This window comes from Flavobacteriales bacterium (genome assembly GCA_016699575.1).
Classification (GTDB): Bacteria; Bacteroidota; Bacteroidia; order Flavobacteriales_F; family PHOS-HE28; genus PHOS-HE28.
In genome coordinates, this window is sequence record CP064979.1 from 2,524,448 (window position 1) to 2,545,796 (window position 21,349).

Annotated in this window: 12 protein-coding genes; 9 read left to right on the forward strand and 3 right to left on the reverse strand. The window is 61.4% G+C overall.

Features of this window, described 5'->3' with window-relative positions; genetic code table 11:
* The first annotated feature begins 3 nt into the window (after positions 1-3).
* Positions 4-942, forward strand: a complete 939-nt coding sequence (locus tag IPJ76_10455; protein ID QQR85041.1) for a GDP-L-fucose synthase — start codon at positions 4-6, stop codon at positions 940-942.
* A 100-nt stretch (positions 943-1,042) separates the two neighbouring features.
* Here the strand turns inward: IPJ76_10455 and IPJ76_10460 are convergent, their stop codons facing one another.
* The gene (locus IPJ76_10460) at positions 1,043-4,819 is read right to left on the reverse strand and encodes a T9SS type A sorting domain-containing protein (GenBank protein QQR85042.1); all 3,777 of its coding nucleotides are present in this window, start codon (positions 4,817-4,819) and stop codon (positions 1,043-1,045) included.
* 259 nt (positions 4,820-5,078) lie between these two features.
* Here IPJ76_10460 and IPJ76_10465 point away from each other — a divergent pair, with 259 nt between their 5' ends.
* The 4 genes from IPJ76_10465 (at position 5,079) to IPJ76_10480 (ending at position 11,227) form a co-directional block, all read left to right on the forward strand.
* Entirely contained in the window at positions 5,079-6,752 is a 1,674-nt protein-coding gene (locus IPJ76_10465; protein QQR85043.1) for an aryl-sulfate sulfotransferase, read from the forward strand.
* 67 nt (positions 6,753-6,819) lie between these two features.
* Positions 6,820-8,406 carry a hypothetical protein gene (locus tag IPJ76_10470; protein QQR85044.1) on the forward strand — a complete coding sequence of 529 codons (1,587 nt, stop codon included), beginning with the start codon at positions 6,820-6,822 and terminating at the stop codon, positions 8,404-8,406.
* A gap of 2 nt (positions 8,407-8,408) precedes the next feature.
* Entirely contained in the window at positions 8,409-9,521 is a 1,113-nt protein-coding gene (locus IPJ76_10475; GenBank protein QQR85045.1) for an undecaprenyl/decaprenyl-phosphate alpha-N-acetylglucosaminyl 1-phosphate transferase, read from the forward strand.
* Positions 9,522-9,625: 104 nt separating this feature from the next.
* Positions 9,626-11,227, forward strand: a complete 1,602-nt coding sequence (locus IPJ76_10480; protein ID QQR85046.1) for a hypothetical protein — start codon at positions 9,626-9,628, stop codon at positions 11,225-11,227.
* Positions 11,228-11,242: 15 nt separating this feature from the next.
* On the opposite strand, the gene IPJ76_10485 is transcribed toward IPJ76_10480, so the two are convergent.
* Positions 11,243-12,127 (reverse strand): polyphosphate kinase 2 family protein, encoded by an 885-nt coding sequence (locus tag IPJ76_10485; GenBank protein QQR85047.1) that lies wholly within the window; start codon positions 12,125-12,127, stop codon positions 11,243-11,245.
* A gap of 109 nt (positions 12,128-12,236) precedes the next feature.
* Between IPJ76_10485 and IPJ76_10490 the strand changes: the two genes are divergently transcribed.
* From IPJ76_10490 to IPJ76_10500, 3 genes are read left to right on the forward strand one after another with little or no spacing between them, the layout of a single operon-like run.
* On the forward strand, positions 12,237-15,971 hold the full coding sequence (locus tag IPJ76_10490; GenBank protein QQR85048.1) for a hypothetical protein: 3,735 nt from the start codon (positions 12,237-12,239) through the stop codon (positions 15,969-15,971).
* Positions 15,972-15,997: 26 nt separating this feature from the next.
* The gene (locus tag IPJ76_10495) at positions 15,998-16,528 is read left to right on the forward strand and encodes a hypothetical protein (GenBank protein ID QQR85049.1); all 531 of its coding nucleotides are present in this window, start codon (positions 15,998-16,000) and stop codon (positions 16,526-16,528) included.
* 35 nt (positions 16,529-16,563) lie between these two features.
* Positions 16,564-16,716: a hypothetical protein gene (locus IPJ76_10500; GenBank protein QQR85050.1), complete on the forward strand. Its 153-nt coding sequence runs from the start codon at positions 16,564-16,566 to the stop codon at positions 16,714-16,716.
* Positions 16,717-16,760: 44 nt separating this feature from the next.
* On the opposite strand, the gene IPJ76_10505 is transcribed toward IPJ76_10500, so the two are convergent.
* Entirely contained in the window at positions 16,761-17,135 is a 375-nt protein-coding gene (locus IPJ76_10505; protein QQR85051.1) for a hypothetical protein, read from the reverse strand.
* A gap of 214 nt (positions 17,136-17,349) precedes the next feature.
* Between IPJ76_10505 and IPJ76_10510 the strand changes: the two genes are divergently transcribed.
* Complete coding sequence (locus tag IPJ76_10510; GenBank protein ID QQR85052.1) at positions 17,350-21,294, forward strand: PKD domain-containing protein; 3,945 nt, start codon at positions 17,350-17,352, stop codon at positions 21,292-21,294.
* Positions 21,295-21,349: the final 55 nt, after the last annotated feature.

The following is a 21,349-nucleotide window of genomic DNA, read 5'->3' on the forward strand; positions in this document are numbered from 1 at the left end:
AAGATGAACAAGACAGACAAGATCTATGTGGCAGGCCACCGGGGCATGGTGGGATCCGCAATTGTGCGTCGCCTGCAGAAGGACGGCTTCAACAACATCGTCACGCGCAGCAGCAAGGAGCTGGACCTGCGGGAGCAGCAACCCGTCCGGGATTTCTTCAGCAGTGAGAAACCCGACGTGGTGGTGCTCGCAGCGGCGAAGGTGGGCGGCATACACGCCAACAACGTGTACCGCGCGCAGTTCCTGCACGAGAACCTGATGATCCAGAACAACGTGATCGACAGCGCCTACCGCAACGGCGTGAAGAAGCTGTTGTTCCTCGGTTCATCGTGCATCTACCCGAAGATGGCCCCGCAGCCGCTGAAGGAGGAAAGCCTGCTCACCGGCCTGCTGGAGCAGACCAATGAGCCTTACGCCATCGCCAAGATCGCAGGCATCAAGATGGCCGAGAGCTACCGCCGCCAGTACGGCGTGAACTACATCAGCGCCATGCCCACCAACCTCTACGGGCCCAACGACAATTACGACCTGAACAACAGCCATGTGCTGCCTGCGCTCATCCGCAAGTTCCACACGGCGAAAGTCTCCGGCGCGCCGAGCGTTGAAGTGTGGGGCACCGGCTCGCCCATGCGCGAGTTCCTGCACGTTGACGACCTCGCCGATGCCTGCTTCTTCCTGCTACAGAACTACGACGAGGAGATGTTCGTGAACATCGGCACCGGTGAGGACCTCACCATCAAGGCGCTGGCCGAGATGATCAAGGAGATCGTCGGTTACACCGGCGAGCTGAAGTGGAACACGGAGAAGCCGGATGGCACGCCCCGCAAGCTCATGGACGTGAGCCGCCTGCACAACATGGGTTGGAAGCACCGCATCGGGCTGCGCGATGGCATCGCTGCGGTTTATGCTGAGTTCGCCAAGAGCGACCTGGCCAAGGCCTGAGCGGCTCATCGTGGGCCGCTGAGCTGTCATTTCCGGAAGCATCAGCAACGAAAAAGCCCCGGCCATCGGCCGGGGCTTTTTCGTTCAGTTCTTCAGCGAGTTACTTGATCACCAAGCGGTCGGTGAACTGTTTGTTGCCGCTGGTCACGTGCACCATGTACATGCCCGTTGCCAGGTTGTCCAAGGTCATCACCGTGTTCATCTCCGTGGCACCGTCGGTGCTGATGGCCTGGGTGGCCACGCGCTTGCCGAAGAGGTCGAAGATCTCCACGTTGGCGGTCAGTGCATCAGCGCTGAGCCCGTTCAGTTCGATGGTCACACGACCGTCGCCCGTGGGGTTCGGCCACATGCTAATGCCTTCTTCAGTAGCGCTCATCGCGTTCAGACCACCGCCTTGGAACGCGCCGACCGGCGTGCAGTTGTTCGGTGGGTTGTTGGTGATCTCCACCGTGCACACAGGTCCGTAAGCGCACCAGTTGGTACCGCCGTCGAAGCTCACGCGAACGCGAACGTCGTAGGTGTACGTGCCGCACAGCAGCGGGTTGGTGGCCCAGTTCGCGAGGGTAAGCGCGTAGCTGCCCGTTGCGGTGGCAATGGTGCGGGCATATGCTTCACCGACCTGCACGAACTCGTACTGGTACTTGTTGGCACCGGCCACGATGTTCGGATAGAGCTTGCCAGCGTAGCCCGAAGCGCCCACCACTTTACCCGTGGCACCGCAGCTGTAGGTAGTAGCGGCGTTCAGCACGTTGTTGTCGAGCTGCGTGGTCGGGCAAGCCGGAGGTGCGCTCAGCACCATCACGCGGCAGGCGGGACCGAACTCACCGTACACACCGGCCACACGCGGACGTACGCGCATGTTCAGGAGAAGGTCCGTAGGCACGTTCGGCAGCACGCTGTTCAAGCAGCTGAACTTCATGTGCGCTGCACGGGTCGCACCAGCAGGCGTACCAACACAAGTACCGCTGGCGTGGCTGCGGAACAGACGACGGCTGTAGCTGCCATCGGGGTCGAAGAGCCAGAACTGGTAACCGCTCGTGGCATTCGTAACACCGAACTGGGCGCTCACGGCAGGGTCGATGCCGCTCACCACCACGTCGTTGATCAGGAAGTCCTCCTTGTCGCACGTGGCGATCGTCAACTGCGTAGCGCCGATCGGCACGCAGAAGCCATTGGCCACCGAGCTCACGCTGGTGAATTCCCCATCGTCCACATTGTCGATGATGCGTTTGCCATTGCTGGTGCTCAGCTTATAGCCGCCCACACCATTGGTGCAGCACATGCCGTCGCCGAAGTCGTCGAAGAAGCTCAGGATGTAGCAACCGTCCATCAGGCAGCAATCGATGCTGATGTCCGAATTGTTGTTGTAACCACTACCGCTGCAAACAGGGATGCTGTTGCCAACGGGATAGATGGCCCAGCTGGTTTCGCTGCCGAAATTGTCGGTAGTGAGATCCACCACCACCCCGTTGTCGGCGCACGGCGGAACATCGTTCCCAGTGCAGGTGAGCTCCAGCGTGAAGTTGCCGGTGTTCGTGTTGAAGCCGGTCACCAAGACATGGTAGGTCGTGCCGTTCGTGGTAAGGAAGCTCAATGAGCTGTGCAGATTGTTCGAGCACACGTTCGCACCGTTCGTGCCGTTGTCATCGTCGTTGCCCTCCACACAGGTGAACGTCGTGCAGTCGGGGGTGGTGAACACACCCATTTGCGTGTCGTAGGTGCTGCCGCACAAGGCCAGGGTGGCCGTGCCGCCGTTGCCCACGAACGTGTACCACACGCCACCAGCCGTGTTCAGGGCCGTCGTGCAGGTGCCCACTGCGTCGATGGCAGAACCGGTCGTGGAGCCTGTCGTAACGCTATTGCAGGTGAGGGCGATCGCATTCGCGCAATCGTCGTTGACGGGCGGGCACGTAAGGCTAACCGACGACAAAGCGAGGTTGCAAATGCCACCGTTATCGTGAACCAAGGTGACCACAACGCTGGTGCCGCTCGGGTAAGGACCGATCTGCGTAACACCCAATCCAACACCAGTGGGCTCCGTATCGCCCACGAAATCCGTGGTGATGTCCAGGTCCGTGCTGGTGCCGAGGTCGGTCACGTTCACATCGATATAGAACTCCTGGGTTGCGCAAGCGGCAACGGCCGTGCGTGTGCCGGCGGGCTGGCAGGGCTGGGTCACTTGGATGTCGAACGTGCCCTCCGAACCGGCATCGGTCTCTACGCGCAGGTAGTAGGTGTTGCTACCGGTAAGACCAGTGTGCGTGTTGGGGCTTCCGCTGGTCACCGTGGCCACACAGGCTACTTGCGTACCACCGCATGCGTCGTAAAGAGCGTAACCCATGTTGGTTGCGCTGTTCTGGGTGATGGTCACCAAGTTGGTGCCGCCAGCGCTGGCAACGAAGCTGTAATACACATCAGGCAGGGTCGCGAAGCCGCTCTCGCAGGTTGGATTACCGATGGTGGCAGCTGCGCAGGTGTTGCTGCCAGAGATGGCCGGAGCATCGACCGTAATGGCCGTGGCACCAGCACAGAGGTCGTTCCCGGGGATGGGCAGGCAAAGCGGGCTGCAGTTGAGCGTCAGGCGGAAGTTGCCGGTCGCGCTCAGGCCAACGCCCGATTGGAAGCCGTGCACGAACACATAGTACGTGGTGCCGCTGAATGCATTGAAGGTCACCGAGCTACGGAAGCTGGCACCGGGGCATGCTGGCGACATGTCGTCGTTGCCTGCCACACAGGTGAATGCACCGCATGACCCTTCGTACACCGTGAGACGGGTATCATAAGTGGTAAGAGCGGTGGTCGCACACGTTGTGATGGTCACTTGATTGTCATCGCCAGCGTAGGTGTACCACACACCACGTTCGGTCGTGTTGGAGCCGCCAGCACCGCAGTTGCTGTATTCCGCATCCACGGTCGAACCCGTGGTGGTCCCATCCACGATCTGCGTGCCGCCCGTGCAGCTCGGCAGTGCATAAGGTGTCGCACAGGCGTCGTTGCAGAGCACACCGGCACCACTAAAGGAACCAAGGTTGGCATTGCACAAGGGATCCAAGTTGTGGACCAAGGTGATGGTCTGGTTCACACCGATGGCGCTCGATGGGGTTGGGCCCCACGCACCCGGAGCGGCCAAGGTGGCGATCGTGCCGTGCACACTGCTCACAACGTCCACAGAAGTAGCATCGCCCATGGTCGCGAGCGTACCACTGACGGTATAGCTGGTCGTGCCGCAGTCAACTGTTTGGGACGCCGTACCGGTCGGTTGTGTGCAACCAAGGACCGCATAGTTGAAACGGATCTGAGGGCGCACGGTATTCGTCGTGTTAGTGTTCACCGCACACTGGCTTCCGCACGCATCACACCGGATCCGACGGGAGCCATTGGTAAGAGTGGCCCCACGAACGCCACCATAAGGTGTAGCATAGGGCATTGAACTGGAACCCGTGCAAATGTCCACCAGGATATTGTCCGTTCCGTTCCAGGTGAAATTGCTACTGAACGTGATCATATCATGAGAACCTGCCACGGTGGTGACAGCGTCGTAACTCGCCGGGCCGAACACCGTCGTCAGTGCGGCAGCGTTATGCGATGCGCTGTTGGTGGCTGTGGTGTGGGCCATCCGGATCGTATACGTGGGAAACGCAGGACCATTGTCTTCGATCACTGAGAAGCCCAGACCCGAGATCTGTGCGCCGCCGGGCATGCCCGCACCCGATAACTCGGCCGCAGTGTACACGACCTGATATCGGGCGAAGTTGAAGAAGTCATCGATGGGGTCACTTGCGCTTCCAGCGGTGGAAGCAGCATCGGTACCGATGATGACGAACTGCGCATTGAGGCTTGTGGCCGCCAATGCAGCAACACAGCCGAACGTGGCCATGCGCTTCAGCCAAGAACGCTTTGGTCGCGCACTTGACAAAGGGTTAAGACTGTACATGCGATTCAGGTTGGGTTTGTGATCTTTCCGTTAGGTGAACGTGGGGGCAATTTAGACGAATGGGCATAACCCACGATGGCAAGTTGAAAAAAGAACGATGAGCGGTTACCGAGGGACGATCCAAACACCCCGAGGTTGCCCCCTGATCGGCTGATCCCACCAAACGCCTCCCAGTACATTCAGCCCCCCAAACCTGAACCCGATGGTGCACTTCTCTGCTAACTGCCTTGTATCCCTCGCCCTGGTTCTGCTGGCAGGACGAATGACCGGCCAGAACACCATTGGCTTGGTCGAATTCGCGAACGATCACGCTGACGGCTATGTGCTCATATATCCTGACCAGCAAGGCACGATGTACCTACTGAACTCGTGCGGAGAATTGGTACATACCTGGCCTGATACGACCTCTGTGCCCGGCAACGGATCGCGGCTGATCGCGAACGGAAGTGTGCTTCGTACCTATGTGGACGAGGCTGGCGGCAATCCGTTCTTCACTGCTGGAGGCAATGGACAGCATGTGCAGATCAAGGACTGGGACAACACCATCCTTTGGGACTACACGGTGAGTTCCGCCACTGAATGCATGCATCACGATGCCGAGATGCTCCCGAACGGCAACGTGCTGCTCATTGTTTGGGAACTGAAAACGGTACAGGAAGCGTACGATGCAGGCCGCGATACCACGGGCTTCGGGTTCAACACCCTATGGCCGGAGAAGGTGGTCGAAGTACAACCGTTGGCCCCGGATTCCGGGATCATCGTATGGGAATGGCATGTTTGGGACCACTTGATCCAGGACAACGACCCGCTGGCCCAGAATTTCGGTGTCGTGTCGGACCATCCGGAACTGGTCGATATCAACAAGGTGTACTCCCAGAACAACAATCCGGATTGGCTCCACATCAACTCCATCGACTATAACCCGGCGTTGGACCAGATCATGTTGAGCGTGCCGTTCCTCAACGAAATATGGATCATTGACCACAGCACAACAGCAGCCGAAGCAGCCGGGCATGCGGGTGGCAATTCCGGTAAGGGTGGCGATCTTTTGTACCGGTGGGGCAACCCAGCGATCTATGATCGGGGACTGCCTTCGGACCAGCAACTGTTCTTCAATCACGCTGCGATCTGGACAGGTCCCGGATTGGTCCCCGGAGATCCGGACAGTGGTAAGATCATGGTCTTCAATAACAGGGTACAGCCTGGTGTTAGCGCAATCGACCTAATTGCCCCTCCGTTGGACAGTACGGGCAATTACGTGTTACAGGCGGGTGCGGCTTTCGGCCCGTCAGCGCGCGAAAAACGCTTTGCCCTGCAAAACCCAACAGACTTCACTTCTCCGGGACAGGGAAGCGGACAGTTGTTACCGAACGGGTATGTATTGGGCACCTCCGGGCGGCAAGGATGGGTGGTCTCCATTCGTCCTGACAGCACGGTCGCTTGGTCTTATGTGACCCCGATGATCGATGGAGTGCCGGTTGCGCAAGGGACGGATATCGTGGATCGTACGATCCTGTTCCAGGCAGAATGGATCCATCCTGATGATGACCGCTTGGATGGCAGGGCGCTGGATGGCATCGGCTATTTGGAACTCGATCCAGACACCCTGTTCTGCACTTTCCCGATGACTTCGCACATTGTACACGGGTCCAGCGCAGATTGGGTCTCTGTGGTCGATGACCGGCTGCTCTTGGGGCCAGATCTCCGTATTGAGCGCAATTACAGGGTGATCGACATTGCAGGGAAGATCATCAAGCTGGAAAAGGACACCGACCTACAGCAGGGCATTGGCTTGGCAGGCATGCCCCCAGGTCTCTACCTGATACAGTTCGGCAATGGCACCGAACCACGGAAGTTCGTCGTGTCAAGGCGGTGAACCGGCACATCATGTCTTCGGCTGGTCTCTGCCGGACGCCCCTTCTACCTTCGGCCGCCTTTTCCTGATGCGGTCCCTCGTCCTGCTTTTCGTGTGGTGCGCCACGGCCAAGATGGCCGTGTCCCTGGCCCAGCACAACGATGTGCCGCTGAACCGGGACATCTACCTGGACCTGGACCGCAACCACGCCTGCCGGACAAGTCCCGTGCATACCGGGTTGCGCCCGCAGATCGAAAGCCGGGTGGACCTGACCAACGTGCTGGGCCACCGGCCGGACAGCACCCGGCACTACTACATCCTTACCAAGGTACTCTTCAAGACGCACCTCATCGATGTGAATAAGAAGGGCTTCCGCGTGGTGGCCGATGGCGTTTGGAACTTCGAACTGGGCCAGGACTTCCGCGACCCGAGCGAGTTCGCTGACACCACGCGTTTCTACGTGAACGCGCGCGGCTACCGTATCGCCGCCGACATCGGCGCGCGCGTGTCGTTCAGCACCACCTTCTATGAGACACAGGCCATCTACCCGCAATACCTCTACCAGTACGTGAACATTGGCGGCGTGGTGCCGGGGCAGGGCCGCATCAAGACCACCGACCAACGCGGGTTCGACTTCAGTTGGGCCGGTGGCAACGTGAGCTGGAGCCCGCGGCGCTGGGTGAACGTGCAGTTCGGCCATGGCAAGCACTTCGTGGGCAATGGCTACCGCAGCGTGCTGCTCAGCGACAACGCCTTCAACTACCCCTACCTGAAGCATAGCTGGCTCCTGTTCAAGGACCGCGTGCAGTACAGCAGCATCATGAGCAAGCTGCAGATGGTGGGCGAAGCGAACCGCTTGCCGACCGGAGAGAGCAGCGAGAGCATCTTCTACTGGAAGCGCGCCACCTTCAACCACTTGAGCGTGAACGTTGGTCCGGCGCAGATAGGGCTGTTCGAGGCCACGCATTGGCGCACTGTGCAGCAAGGCGGCAGCAGTGCCTTCAATGGCATGCAGCTGAACCCGGTCATCGGTATCAACACCCTTGCTTATGGTTTCAGCAGCGAGGGCGTGAACAACATGCTTGGGCTTGATGTGAAGGTGAAGCTGACCGACAAGCTCTTCGCTTACGGGCAGTTCGCTACCGACGACCCTGGCCGTGAGCGGTTCGCATGGCAGGCCGGGCTGCGGATGTTCGACATCTTCAAACAGGACCTGCACCTGCTGCTGGAGTACAACAGCGCCAGTGCGTTCACCTATGGCAGCGCCACGCGCAACCTGGGCATGGTGCACTACAATCAACCGATGGCGCACCCCTTGGGCGCCAACTTCACCGAGGCCGTGGGCATCCTCGACTACCGCAAGAAGCGCTGGTTCTTCACCGGCAAGGTGAACGTGGCGCAGATCATCTTGCAGGACACCTTGGGCACCGACTTCGGCAACAACCCGCTGGTGCAGCAGTTGGGCGTTCTGGGCGCCGCGGATGTGCCCGAAGTGCACCGCCAACTGGTGCATCTGGACCTGAGCGCGGGCTGGATCATGAACCAGAACAACAACGCGCGCATCGTGGTGGGGTGGACCGGTAGGGACCTGGGCCTTGCGGCCGACCACCTCAACAGCAGCTACCTGTACGTGGCGTTGCGCACAGGCTTGTTCAACCGGTACTACGACATTTGAACGTGGGCCACGCGTACACCATCCTCCTCGGCTTCCTCACGGCATTGGTGGTGGTGCTCTTCACCATGCCCAGCCTCATCAAGGTGGCGCGCATGAAGCACCTGGTGGACGAGCCCGGCGATGCGCGGAAGCTGCACCGGCGCAGCGTGCCCACCATCGGGGGCATCATCATTTTCGCAGCGGTGCTGTTCTCTTTCGCGTTGTGGTTCCCCGGCTCTGGGCAGTTGAAGCTGCCCGATCTCGGATACAAACCGATGTACGGTGCCATGGGGCTCTATTACAAGCAGTTCAAGTACATCATCGCCGCCATGGTGCTGCTGTTCTTCATCGGCGTGAAGGACGACATCATCGGCTTCAGCCCGGTGAAGAAGCTGGTGGGCCACATGATCGTGGGCTACATCCTGGTGATGATGGCCGACATCCGCATCACCAGTATGCACGGCATCTTCAACGTGTACGACCTGCCGCGCCCGTTCAGCATTGCCTTCAGCTTCTTCGTGTACGTGGTGCTGGTGAACGCCATCAACCTCATCGACGGTGTGGACGGTCTGGCGGCGGGCATCGGTACCATCTGCGCGTCGGCCTTCGGCTGCTGGTTCTTCCTGGCCGGCGATGTGCCGCTGGCCTTGCTGAGCGCGGTGCTTGCCGGGGCACTGCTCGGCTTCCTCGTCTTCAACTACAACCCCGCCCGCATCTTCATGGGCGACAGCGGTTCGCTCATCATCGGTGCCATACTGGCGGTGCTGGCCATGAACCTCGTGGATCACGATATCACGCGGCTTCCGCCGTGGCTGCGCCGCGTGCCCACGCCGCTCTTCGTCATGGGCGTGCTGGCCTATCCGCTGGTGGACACGTTCCGCGTGTTCGTGAGCCGCGCTGCGCGGGGCATCAGTCCGTTCGCGGCCGATAAGAACCACATCCACCACCGCCTGATGGCTCACGGGCTGGGGCACCGCGGCACCACGCTGGTGCTCTATTGCTATGCCGTCTTCATCGCCCTGGTCAGCCTGCTCACACGCGACATTGCCCCCACCAAGGGGCTGCTGCTGCTGGGCAGCACGGCGTTCTTCGTGGCCATGCTGCCGTTCTTCATACCGGTGAGGGAGAAAACGTGATGATGAAGCGAGGACCTCACCCCCGGCCCCTCTCCAAAGCAGAGGGGAGGAATGCGCCGCGCATTGGACCAATGGACCTGAGGTGCATTTCTCTGCGTCTCTGCGTGATCATCGCTTCACTCTCCGCGCTGCGTGCCATCGCCCAGCCCGCCACATTGCCGTTGAGCCGCGTTGTGGAAGCGCCCTTCGCGGCGGCCGCGCACGAGCGCAACAGTGGCCTGCACACGGCGGTGCGGCCTTATATGATCAGCGACCTGCGCGCGTTGCCCGGTGGCGACACGTTGCTGATGGCGCCTGCGCTGAAGATGCGCGGGCTCTGGGGCAGGGGTCTCTTCGATACCACGGCAACCGGATGGCGTTGGCGCGGTGGCCCTTTAGTGGACGCAACCGCCGGTGCCGACTTCGGCAGCAATGAACCCCTGACCTGGCGAGGCGGCGCAGGCGGATGGCTGGAAGCCGACCCCGCCAAGCGTTGGAGCCTGCACTTGGATGGACAAGGGTGGGTAGAGAACTGGAGCGATTACCTGGACGGCCTGGTGGACGCGCAACAGGTGAGCCCCGGCGAGGGCTACGCATACGGCGATGGCACCGCCAAACTGCACTACGACTGGAACGGCTGGGTGAACTACACCCCGGACGACGCCTTCACGCTTTCGCTTGGCCGCGGCAAGAACTTCTTCGGCGAAGGGCACCGCTCGCTCTTCCTCAGCGACAATGCGGGCAGCTATCCCTTCTTCCGCATCAATACCGCCTTCTGGAAGGTGAAGTACACCAACCTCTTCACCATGCTGGACGACATACGCGGCTCCGACGGCGACCCGGCGAGCTACACCCGCAAGTTCGCCAGCTTCCACTATCTCAGTTGGAACGCGCTCAAATGGCTCAACATCGGCTTCTTCGAAGGTGTGGTATGGCAGGGCGCTGACAAGAAATTCCCGCGGGGCTTCGATATCAACTACCTGAACCCGGTGGTGTTCTACCGCCCGGTGGAATACAGCCAGGGCAGCGGGGACAACGCGTTGCTCGGCTTCGCCATCAACATCAGGCCCGGCAAGCGCAGTCTGGTGTACACTCAAGTGACGCTCGACGAATTCCTGATGGACAACGTGCGCGCTGGCAACGGCTGGTTCGGCAACAAGCAGGCGTTCCAGCTCGGCATTGTGGCCTACGAAGCGTTCGGCGCGAAGACCTTGACGGTGCGCACCGAGTTCAATTACGTGCGGCCCTTCGTTTACACGCACAGCGATAGCCGACAGAACTATGCGCATGCCGGACAGGCACTGGCGCATCCTTACGGCAGCAACTTCCGGGAAGCCCTGGCCCGTGTGGAATGGCGCAAGCACCGCTGGAGCGCGCACCTGCACGCCAGCATGGCCACCATGGGGCAGGATACCGGTCTTTACAGTTGGGGCAACAACATCTTCCGCCCGGAGAGCGACCGCCCCGTGCGCGATGCCGATGGGCGCCTGGAGAACTTCGGGTTCTACCTGGCCGACCCCGTTGAAACCACGGTGCTATTCGCCGAGCTGGGCGGTTCGTGGGAAGTGGACCCGCGCAGCGGCCTGCGCGTGGAAGCCGTGTACACATTTCGCAGTTGGCAGCCCACAGGCCTCAGCAACCAGGTGACCAATTGGGTGCGCATCGGCATCAGCACCAATCTTCGGCAGCGGTATTACGACCAGGCGGTGCGCTACGTGCTTCCCTGACCGGTTCTGCTTGGTTCATTCCGCCCCCAGCAGCTTACGCGCTTCCTCCAGCCCGGCCCTAGCTTTGGCGCTGAGCACCGGTGTGCGCAGGTCCATGGCCTCCAATTGTTCGCGCACGAGTTGCGCCACGATAGCGCGGGTTTCCCACTGCTCGTCGGCAGGCACGATGAACCACGGCGCGTGCTGTGCGGCAGTGGCGCCGATGGCTTCTTCGTAGGCCTGCATGTAGGCGTCCCAATGGCCGCGCTCGTGCACGTCGCCCACGCTGAATTTCCAGTTCTTCTTCGGGTCATCGAGCCGTTCCATGAAGCGTTCCTTCTGTGCATCGCGGCCCATGCGCAGGTGGAACTTCATGATGGTGATGCCTTGCGCGGCCACGTGCTCCTCAAAGTTGCGGATGCTCTCGAAGCGCTTTTTCCAGAACGGCGCGGTAGCATCCTTCGCATCGTTGACGCCTGGGATCTTCTGGCCGATGAGGTATTCGGGGTGCACGCGCACCACCAGCACTTCCTCGTAATGGCTGCGGTTGTGTATGCCGATCATGCCGCGCTGTGGCATGGCGGTGCCGTGGCGCCACAGGAAATTGTGCGCGAGTTCCTCGGCGCTGGGCGCTTTGAAGTTCCAAACGCGGATGCCGGCCGGGCTCACGCCGCTGAACACGTGCTTGGCACAGCTGTCCTTGCCGCTGGCATCCATCGCTTGGAAGATGAGGAGCAGGGTGTGGCGGTCGTCCACGTAGAGCTTTTCCTGCAGCTCCACGATGCGTTCGCGCTCCTCGGTCACGATCTTCTTCAGGTCGTCCTTGGAAGGTTTGTCCTGGAGACGGGTCGCGAAATCGGCAAGCCGGATGGCACCTTGCTTGCGCACGGTGAAGCGGGGGTCGGACAGGAGGGAGGGCATGGCGTCAAAAGTGCGTGTTGCCCGTTCAACATCCGTGTAAAAATCCGTCCATGAACAAGGTCGCGCCAACGACGGATCATCTAGTTTGGTCGATGAACAAGCATTGTCCATGTCACTATCGTTCCGCTGGTTGATGCCGGCCGGGTTGGTGCTCGCCACCAGCGCCACAGGTCAAATGGTGAACATCGGGCTCTACCCGACCGCGGTTCCCGACAGTTTCGAGGTGCGCATGGTGGCCACTGCTGGTAGCTATGGCGCGCTGCTGAACGCCTCTTTCACCGTGCGCTGGGAAGACAGCGCCGGGGGAAACATCACCAGCGCCGACCTGGCGAGCGATTGCGCGGCGTACAACTTTTTTTCCAGCGGTGGTGTGGTGGTGGACGGTGGCTACCGCTACTTCACGTTCTTCATCTTCTCCTTGGAGGCGATGGGGATCACCTGTCCCATCACCACGTTGGAGGAGCCCATCGGAGGGTTCCGCATCACCGGCCTGAACGGTTGCCGGAACGTACGCTTGGTGAACGACGCCTTCACGTTCAACAACAACCGCGACTACTACATGTCAGTTGGCGGAATGCCGTACACGGGTTTCATCACCACCGGTGCGTATGCCTCCGGTGCATGCCCACCGTGCACACCGCCACAGATCACCAGTGCAAGTGCCACAGGAGCTGGCTGCTTGGTGGATCCAGTGGTGGTGGCCGCAACGGCCACTGGCACGGCCCCAGCCTTCCAGTGGTTCGGGCAGGCCCACAACTATGTGCTGAGCCCATACGCCACTGACGTGCTGCCCGATGCGTTCGATGCACCGTACATGCTACTGGTGATCAACGATTGCGGGATCGATACCGCCGAGGTGCCGGTAGCCTTCGATACGACCAACTGCACACCCCCGGACATCCAGGGCATTGCCTGGGCGCCGTGGGGCTGCAATGGGATCACCCTCTCAGCAACCGTGACCGGCGCAGGCAACTGCGCCTACTATGATTGGACCGGCCCCGGCGCAACGTCGAACGGGCAGACGTTCACCAACGTGAACAATTATGATCCGGGCGTGTTCCAATTGGTGGTGACCAATGCATGCGGCACCGACAGTGCTCGGTTGGAGATCCTTCCCGATTCGACCGGCTGCAACACACCGGTGATCAGCAGTATCGTTTCGTCAGCATTGGGTTGCGCACCGGGCACCATCATGTTGCAGGCGCAGGTGAGCAATGCACTGCCTTGCCCCACCTACACTTGGACGGGTCCGGTGGCAGTGCCTGATGGTGCTGCATCCGCAACGGTGAACAATGCAGTACCGGGCACCTACCAATTGATCGTTACCAACGTGTGCGGTAGCGATACCCTCAGTGTGGTGGTGGATCTGGACACCACAGCGTGTACGAGTGCCCCGGAGATACTGGGCATTTCCACTTCCGGCATTGGATGCCCGGGCAGCTCCATGACGTTGCAAGCGAACGTGGTGGCCAATGGTGATTGCGTGTACCATACATGGACGGGGCCGGTGGCCGTGCCCGATGGGTCGGCGACAGCGGTGGTGAACAACCCGATGACCGGCCTCTACCAACTGGTGGCCAGCAACGGATGCGGCGCTGATACAATGGCGTTGGACATTGCACCGGACACGGCGGGTTGTGAGAAACCTGTGATCCAATCCATCAGCGCCTCTGTCCTCGGGTGCCCAGGCGACCCATTGACCCTGCAAGCCACTACGATCAACGGAGGTCCGTGCCCGCAATACATCTGGACGGGCCCGCAGGGCATGCCCGATGGCGCACCCATCAGCATCGGCAACACTGGACTGCCGGGCACCTACCAAGTGGTGATGAGCAACGCATGTGGTAGCGACACGGCTACCATCACCGTGGCATTGGACACATCGGCTTGCGTGCCGCCCGTCATTGATGGCATTACGTGGACGCCCCAGTACGGATGCAACAGCAACGTCATCGTGCAGGCGCAGGTGAGCAACGGCGGCCCTTGTCCGCAATACGCTTGGGTGACGCCGCATTTCAACACGAACTTGCCCGTTGCAGGTGGCCCGCCCGGTGGCTACCAATTGGTGGTGAGCAATGCCTGCGGAACGGACACGGCCTGGGTGAACGTGCCCGACTATCCTGACACCGCCGCCTGCGTGCCGCCCACCATCCTCAGTATCAGCCCCGCTTCGTTCTGCGGCAGTGGTGCTGTGAATCTCTCGGCCAGTATAGCCAACAGCACACCATGCCCCAGCTATGCATGGACAGGTCCCAACGGCTTTCATCCGCACACCTCGATGCCCTTCCTGCAGCCCCCGGTGCCTGGCACTTACCAATTGATCTTCAGCAATGCCTGCGGAAGCGACACACTGGCGGTGGACATCCTGCCGGACACCGTGGGATGCCAGCCACCGCAGATCACAAGTTTCACGTACGACCCGCCGGGTTGCACCCCGGGCAACGTTACCCTTCATCTGGAGGTGGACACGGTGGCCTGGTGCACGCAGGTGCAGTGGTCCATTGCGGACGGCACGTTCACGGGGCCCTACCAACCGCAGATCTCCTTCAACGGTGGAGCGGACACATACAGTGTATTGGTCATCAACAGCTGTGGCGCAGACAGTGCAACTGTGCAGGTGTTCGGCAGCGACACGGTGGGCTGCGTGCCACCGGCCATCGACACCTTGATGGCCAGCGGCCCCATATGCGCTGGCGACACCCTGAACATGTCGGCGATGGTGACCGGCAGCCCGACGTGCATGAACTACGACTGGTCGGGCCCAATGACAATGCCCGATGGTGCGCCGTACGTGCAGGTCATCACAAACCCCAACACGACCGGCAGTACGTACACCCTTACGGTGAGCAATCCGTGCGGTACGGCCACCGCGTCCATCACTGCCGAAGTGATCGCTGTGGTGAGCCCAGGGTCTTCATTGGTCTGCAGCGCGGACAGCGCCTTCAGCCTGAACGATCGGCTGGGCTTTCACGTGCCCGGAGGGGTGTGGCTGCACGATGGCGCGCTGCACAGCGGGTGGTACGATCCTGCCAACGACACCACCGGCACGTACTACTATCAGGACCCGAGCGGCCTCGGGTGTCCCGATGTAGCGGTGGGCGTTTATTGGCAACCCTCCATAAGCCTTGGTACCGCAGGCACTATCACGGTGTGCAGTGCCGACCCAGCGTTCGACCTCTTCAGCGTGCTTGGAGGCAACCCCGATCCAGGCGGCTATTGGACCCAGGGCTTGGCATTGGTCAGTCCCATATACGATCCGCCCACCAACTCACCTGGCACCCGCTTCTATCGGCACAACTCACTTTGCGCTTCTGGGACGGCTACACCGGTTACTGTGGCCGAGATCCTTGCCGAAGCCTGGTTCGCGGATGTGGACGGCGATGGCTTGGGCGACCCGGGCCAAGGGCAACTCGCCTGCGATCAACCGGTCGGTTGGGTGATCAACAGCGACGACGTGTGCCCGCTTACCGCTGACACATTGGGCACGCCATGTGACGACGGCCAGTTCTGGACCTACAACGACGCCATCGACACAACCTGTGCGTGCACCGGTGAATTGGCGCTGGCCGTTGATCCGCTTGCCGATGATGCAGTGTGGCAACTATGGCCCAACCCGAACAACGGCGAAGAGTTCCGTTTGAGCGCCAACGGCTTGATCGACGGCAAGGCTATGTTGCTTGTGCACGACCTGATCGGAAACCTCGTGATGCATCGCGAGCTGGCGGTCGTCCATGGTTCACTGAACGCCACCATCCATGCGCACGGCGCATTGGCGCAGGGTGTGTACGATGTGCGGTTGCACTGTAGTGGCGCTGTGCTCGCGCAGCGTATGGTGGTGCAATAGACGGCCACCATTGCCGTTTCCCGGTCGTGCGCGGTAGGCTCATGGTCCCAGTATTCGTTGCGCTTGCCGTAGCCGGCTGTGTGCGGAGCGATCTGGCACCCGGGGTGAGCCCCGAGCGCATCAAGCGAGTTCAGCTCGGCATGACCACCGACGCAGTGGTCGGCACGCTCGGGCTGCCGCTCTCGGTGAACGCTGCGCTGCACGTGCATCAGGGTCACTGCCTTGGACTTTCGCGACCCACCGACCGCAGCGTTTCCCATGCCACGGAGATCCATGTGTTCCTGGACAGCATCTTCAACGCACCGCCGTGTTGCTCCGCCAGACGGCGAGAGCAGGAGGAAGGACGGTTCTCGCTGAACTATGCGCGCATGGTGGACAAGGATGGCATCAGCCCCATGCTGTGGGTCCATTTCGACAAGACCGGTCATGTGGTGGAAGTGTATGCCCGGCTCAACAGCCGTGTCGCCTTCCGCGATGACGTGGGCATCTACCACTTGAACGCCAAGAGGCCCGTGCAGTGCGATCACGAACTGCTTGACAAGTACTTCTCGCCATGAGCCGGACTGCGTGCAAGGCCGCTTAGCTTGGGTGCATGGCACGGGGAAATCTCATTACTGCAGTGGTGGTGAACATCGCGCGGCTAGTGTTCCCCGGGAAGTCCAAGGTGCCCCGCTTCCTGCAAGTGCTCATCGTCATGGTGGTGGCGGCGCTGCTCACGGCGCTGATCGCTTGGGCGGGGGCGTAGGGCTGGCGCCCCGGACGTGCGATCGATGGACGCCCAGCGAGAGCTCACCCCAATCTCCCCTCGTAAACGTAATTCACCACGCCTCCTTGTTGTGGGGCCTCATCGGCATTCACGGCGCGCCAGGTGCCCAGCTCGCGGCGGCTGCGCAGCCGTTGCTGGCACCGGAAGGTGATGAGGTGCTCTGTCGTGTGGCGCTCCAGCGGGTCGAGCCTTCGGTTGAGGAAAAGGATGTTCTCGATGGACTTCACGTGGCGCTTGTGCTGCGCTTCGATCACCACTTCGGCCTGTTCGGTGGCGCCCAGACCGATGTTGCTGTGGTAGACGGGGCATACGCTGGCAATGCGCGCCAGCATGGCCTGCCACTCCACGTTGATCTCCGTGTAGGGCAGCGGGCGGTGTGATGCGATGGCGGTGGTCATGGCGGAAAAACCGTCAATGACGGCGCTAATAAGATATGTACCATTGGTGCTGTGCAGCACACGAATCCTTGTTGTGCGATGACCTAGGACGAGGCCACCCCATGGCCACATCAACACATGGTCCCGCCCCGTGTCAGCCTTCCCATCCGCAGCCGCAACGGTCATGGGCTGCTTGGCCGCGTTGCCGCACATTCGCGGGCAGCAAACCACCCCCATGCGAAATACCCTGCGTTCCCTGAGCCTTGTTGCTGGTCTGTGCACCACCGCTGCCTTCGCCCAACTGGAGCAACAGCGCTACGACGCCAACGTGTCCACGCAGCCGCAGTGGGTGCAGCTCATGTACAGCGCCAACCCCGATCCGGGCGCTGTCATCGCAGCGTACGAAGCTTACTACGCTGCCAACCCCTTCGTGAAGAACAGTCACACCCAGTACTACAAGCGCTGGAAGCGCGAGCTGGGCCACGACCTGGTGCCCAACGACCCAGCGCAACTGGCCAGCTACGCGCAGGACCTGCACGACTACCTCGATGCCACCGAAGACCTGCTGCAGCAGCGCGCCGCCAACTGGAGCTGCATCGGTCCGTTCGATTGGGACCACGGCGCCGTGGCCAAGAGCTACGCCTGCGGCGCGGCCCACGTGTACACCGTGGAGCAGAGCATGGTGAACACCAATTTGCTCTACGCCGGCACCGCCAACAGCGGCGTTTGGAAGAGCACCGACAAGGGCCTCAACTGGACGAACGTGACCAAGAATATGATGGTGGGATCGGTGCTGAGCGTTGAGCTGGACCATACCGTGCAGAACACCGCCTACTTCGGCGCCGAGGGCGACCTGTGGAAGACCACCAACGGCGGCACCTCGTGGACGGCCATCGGCGATGCGACCTTCCAAGGGCTCAACCACACCATCCGCGACATCGTGCTGCACCCCACCAACAACCAGCAGCTGTACGTGATCAGCAACCAGGGGCTCTGGCGCAGCACCGATGGCGGCGCCAACTTCACGCAGGTGAAGACCGGCAGCTGGCAGGAGCTGGAGCTGAAGCCCGGCGACCCCAACACGGTGTACGCGGTGAAGCAGACCAGCAACCGCACCGAGTTCTGGCGCAGCACGGACAATGGTGTGTCGTTCACGCAGGTGGGCACCGGCTGGCCCCTACCGGCCGGTGGCGATGAGCAGGAGCGCACGGAGATCGCCGTGACACCCGCCGCACCCAACACAGTGTACGCCCTCTGCACCGGCGTGGCTGATGGCGGTAGCGGTCTTTACGGCGTGTACAAGAGCATCGACAACGGCAGCAACTGGACCTTCCAATGCTGCGGTACCGGACCGGGCGGCGTGCCGAGCCCCACCAACCTGAACCTGATGGGCTGGGACGACGCCGGACAGGACGACGGCGGGCAGTACTACTACGACCTGGCCTTCGCCGTGAGCCCCACCAACGCCAACAACCTGCACGTGTGCGGCGTGCAGCGCTGGGTAAGCACCGACGGTGGCGCCACGTTCACGTGTCCCGCCAAGTGGAGCCACAGCGGCGACCCCGATTACCTGCACGCCGACATCCACGACATGCGGTTCTACGGCAGCGACATCTGGGTGGCCAATGACGGCGGCATCTTCTACAGCAACGACGGCGGGGTGAACTTCACGCGCCGCATGTTCGGCATAGCAGGCACCGACTTTTGGGGCTTCGGCCAGGGTGGCTGGACGGGCAGCAACGTGATGCTCGGCGGCACCTACCACAACGGCACGCTGCTGAAGGACAACAACGTGTACATCAACGGCTGGGTGAGCACCGACGGCGGCGACAACTTCCGCGGCTTCGTGCACCCGCAGTACGACCGCCGTGCGCTGAGCGATTATGGCTACAAGGTGCTCAGCGGCGACCGCACCGTGAACAACAGCAACAGCAGTTGGGACAAGGAGCCCAATGCGGATTACATCACCGGGCACAACAGCGAGGTGGTGTGGCACCCCAATCTGGTGAACAGCGCCTTCGTGGGCAGTGGCAACAGCCTGTGGCGCACCGACGACAACGGCGCATCGTTCGCGGAGCTGTACAACTTCAACGAGTACGTCACCAACATCGAAGTGGCCTTCAGCGATCCCAACACCATCTATGTGTGCACCTACCCCGATTGGTGGGGCGTGAAAAAGGTGTGGCGCAGCACCAACGGCGGCGCCAGCTTCACGAACATCACGCCAACGCCAGCGTTCCTCGGAGGCAACGAGTGGGTGCCCTACGACATTGCCGTGAGCGGCACCGACCCGCAGACCATTTGGTTGTTGCGCACCAGCCAGTACGGCGACGCGCCCAACATCAATAGCAACGTGGTGTACAAGAGCGTGAACGGCGGAACGAACTGGACGAACATCACCGACGCCAACCTGAACAACGAGTGGCCCACGAACATCGCGCACCAACTGGGCAGCAATGGCGCGCTCTACATCGGCACTCGTCGAGGGGTCTATTACCGCAGCGATGCAGCTCCAGCATGGACGTTGTGGAACGCCGGTCTGCCGGCCAACATCTTCAGCACCAAGTTGCTCATCAACTACCGCGACGGCAAGATCCGCAATGGCACCAACCGCAGTGTGTGGGAGAGCGCCTTGGAAGCCGCTGCACCGCCCGTGGCCAACTTCAGCGCCGACCGCCAAACGGTGACCTGTCTGGCACCCACGGTGCAGTTCTGGGACAACAGCGCGCTCAACGGGACGAACACCACATGGAGCTGGAGCTTTCCTGGCGGAAGCCCGAACACGAGCACCATCCGGAATCCCCTCATCACCTATAGCACACCGGGTACCTACAACGTGTCGCTGACGGTGACCGATGTGAACGGCAACAGCACGCGCACCATCAACAGCTTCATCACCGTGAGCAACAGCGGCGCATCGGTGCCGCTGCTCGCCGATGCCGAGAACCAGCAGGCCGCGCCCACCGGCTGGAGCTTGCAGAACCCCGACAACCTGAGCACCTGGGGCAACGTGGCGGTGGCCGCAGGCCCCAACGGCAACGCGGGCCGCGCATGGCGCCTGGACAATTATTACTACGATGCGGTGGGGCAGGAGGACCGCTTGGTGACACCCGTGATCACCTTGGGTGGCAGCGCGGGCACGCGTCTGAAGTTCCACCGCGCCTATGCGCCTTACGGCGGCGGCTACGACGATGCGTTGCGCGTGGAGATCAGCACCAACTGCGGCAGCTCATGGACACAGCTGTACTACGCGGCCGGTGCGGCATTGGGCACGGCCCCGCAGAACGGCAACCCCTTCGATCCCACTGCGGCTGGTGAGTGGGCCTTGAACGACATCGACCTCAGCGCCTACGATGGTCAAGCGGTCGTGCTGCGCTTCGTGAACATCAACGACTACGGCAATCGCCTCTACCTGGACAACATCACGTTGGAGAACAACGGCGTGCGCCTGGCGCTGAAGCTGATGCTTGAAGGCCCTTACGACAGCAACACGCTCCTCATGCGCGACGACATGCGCAACGCAGGTATCATCCCGTCCAATGAGCCCAACACCGCAGCGGGATTCACGCAAGCCAGCGACGGGGGAGGCGAGGTGATGCAAACAGGCGTCACTTCCATCACCGGCGACAATGCCGTGGTGGATTGGGTGCAGATCGAATTGCGCAGCAACGCCAACCCGGCCACGATCATCGCAACGCGCGGCGCGCTCGTGCAACGCGATGGTGATGTGGTGGCGGAGGACGGTGTGTCGCCCATTGCAGTGCTGACTTCACCTGGCACGTACCGTGTTGCTGTTCGCCATCGTAACCACCTCGGTGCGATGACTTCCACCGGCGTCGCGCTCACCACCTTGGCCACCACGCTCGACTTCACCAACGGCAGCGTGGCGACGTTCGGCACCGATGCGCAGAAGATCGTTGGAGCGAAACGCCTGTTGTGGATGGGCAACGCGGTGCGCGACAACCAGCTCAAGTACACCGGCGCCAACAACGATCGTGATCCGATCCTGACACGTGTGGGCGGAACGGTGCCCACGGCCACGGTGAACGGCTACTGGCCCGAGGACCACACGTTGGACGGTGTGGTGAAGTACACCGGTGCGGGCAACGATCGCGATCCGATCCTGATCAACGTGGGCGGCACGGTGCCAACGGCGGTGAGGACGGAGCAACTGCCGTAGACCAACCGAAAATGAAGAGGCCCGCTCCGACTTGTCGGAGCGGGCCTCTTCGCGA

Coding starts and splice junctions, on each gene's coding strand:
- IPJ76_10500 (QQR85050.1), top strand. CDS start 16,564: ATGGCACGGGGAAATCTCATTACTGCAGTGGTGGTGAACATCGCGCGG.
- IPJ76_10470 (QQR85044.1), top strand. CDS start 6,820: ATGCGGTCCCTCGTCCTGCTTTTCGTGTGGTGCGCCACGGCCAAGATG.
- IPJ76_10510 (QQR85052.1), top strand. CDS start 17,350: ATGCGAAATACCCTGCGTTCCCTGAGCCTTGTTGCTGGTCTGTGCACC.
- IPJ76_10460 (QQR85042.1), bottom strand. CDS start 4,819: ATGGCCACGTTCGGCTGTGTTGCTGCATTGGCGGCCACAAGCCTCAAT.
- IPJ76_10485 (QQR85047.1), bottom strand. CDS start 12,127: ATGCCCTCCCTCCTGTCCGACCCCCGCTTCACCGTGCGCAAGCAAGGT.
- IPJ76_10455 (QQR85041.1), top strand. CDS start 4: ATGAACAAGACAGACAAGATCTATGTGGCAGGCCACCGGGGCATGGTG.
- IPJ76_10465 (QQR85043.1), top strand. CDS start 5,079: ATGGTGCACTTCTCTGCTAACTGCCTTGTATCCCTCGCCCTGGTTCTG.
- IPJ76_10505 (QQR85051.1), bottom strand. CDS start 17,135: ATGACCACCGCCATCGCATCACACCGCCCGCTGCCCTACACGGAGATC.
- IPJ76_10490 (QQR85048.1), top strand. CDS start 12,237: ATGTCACTATCGTTCCGCTGGTTGATGCCGGCCGGGTTGGTGCTCGCC.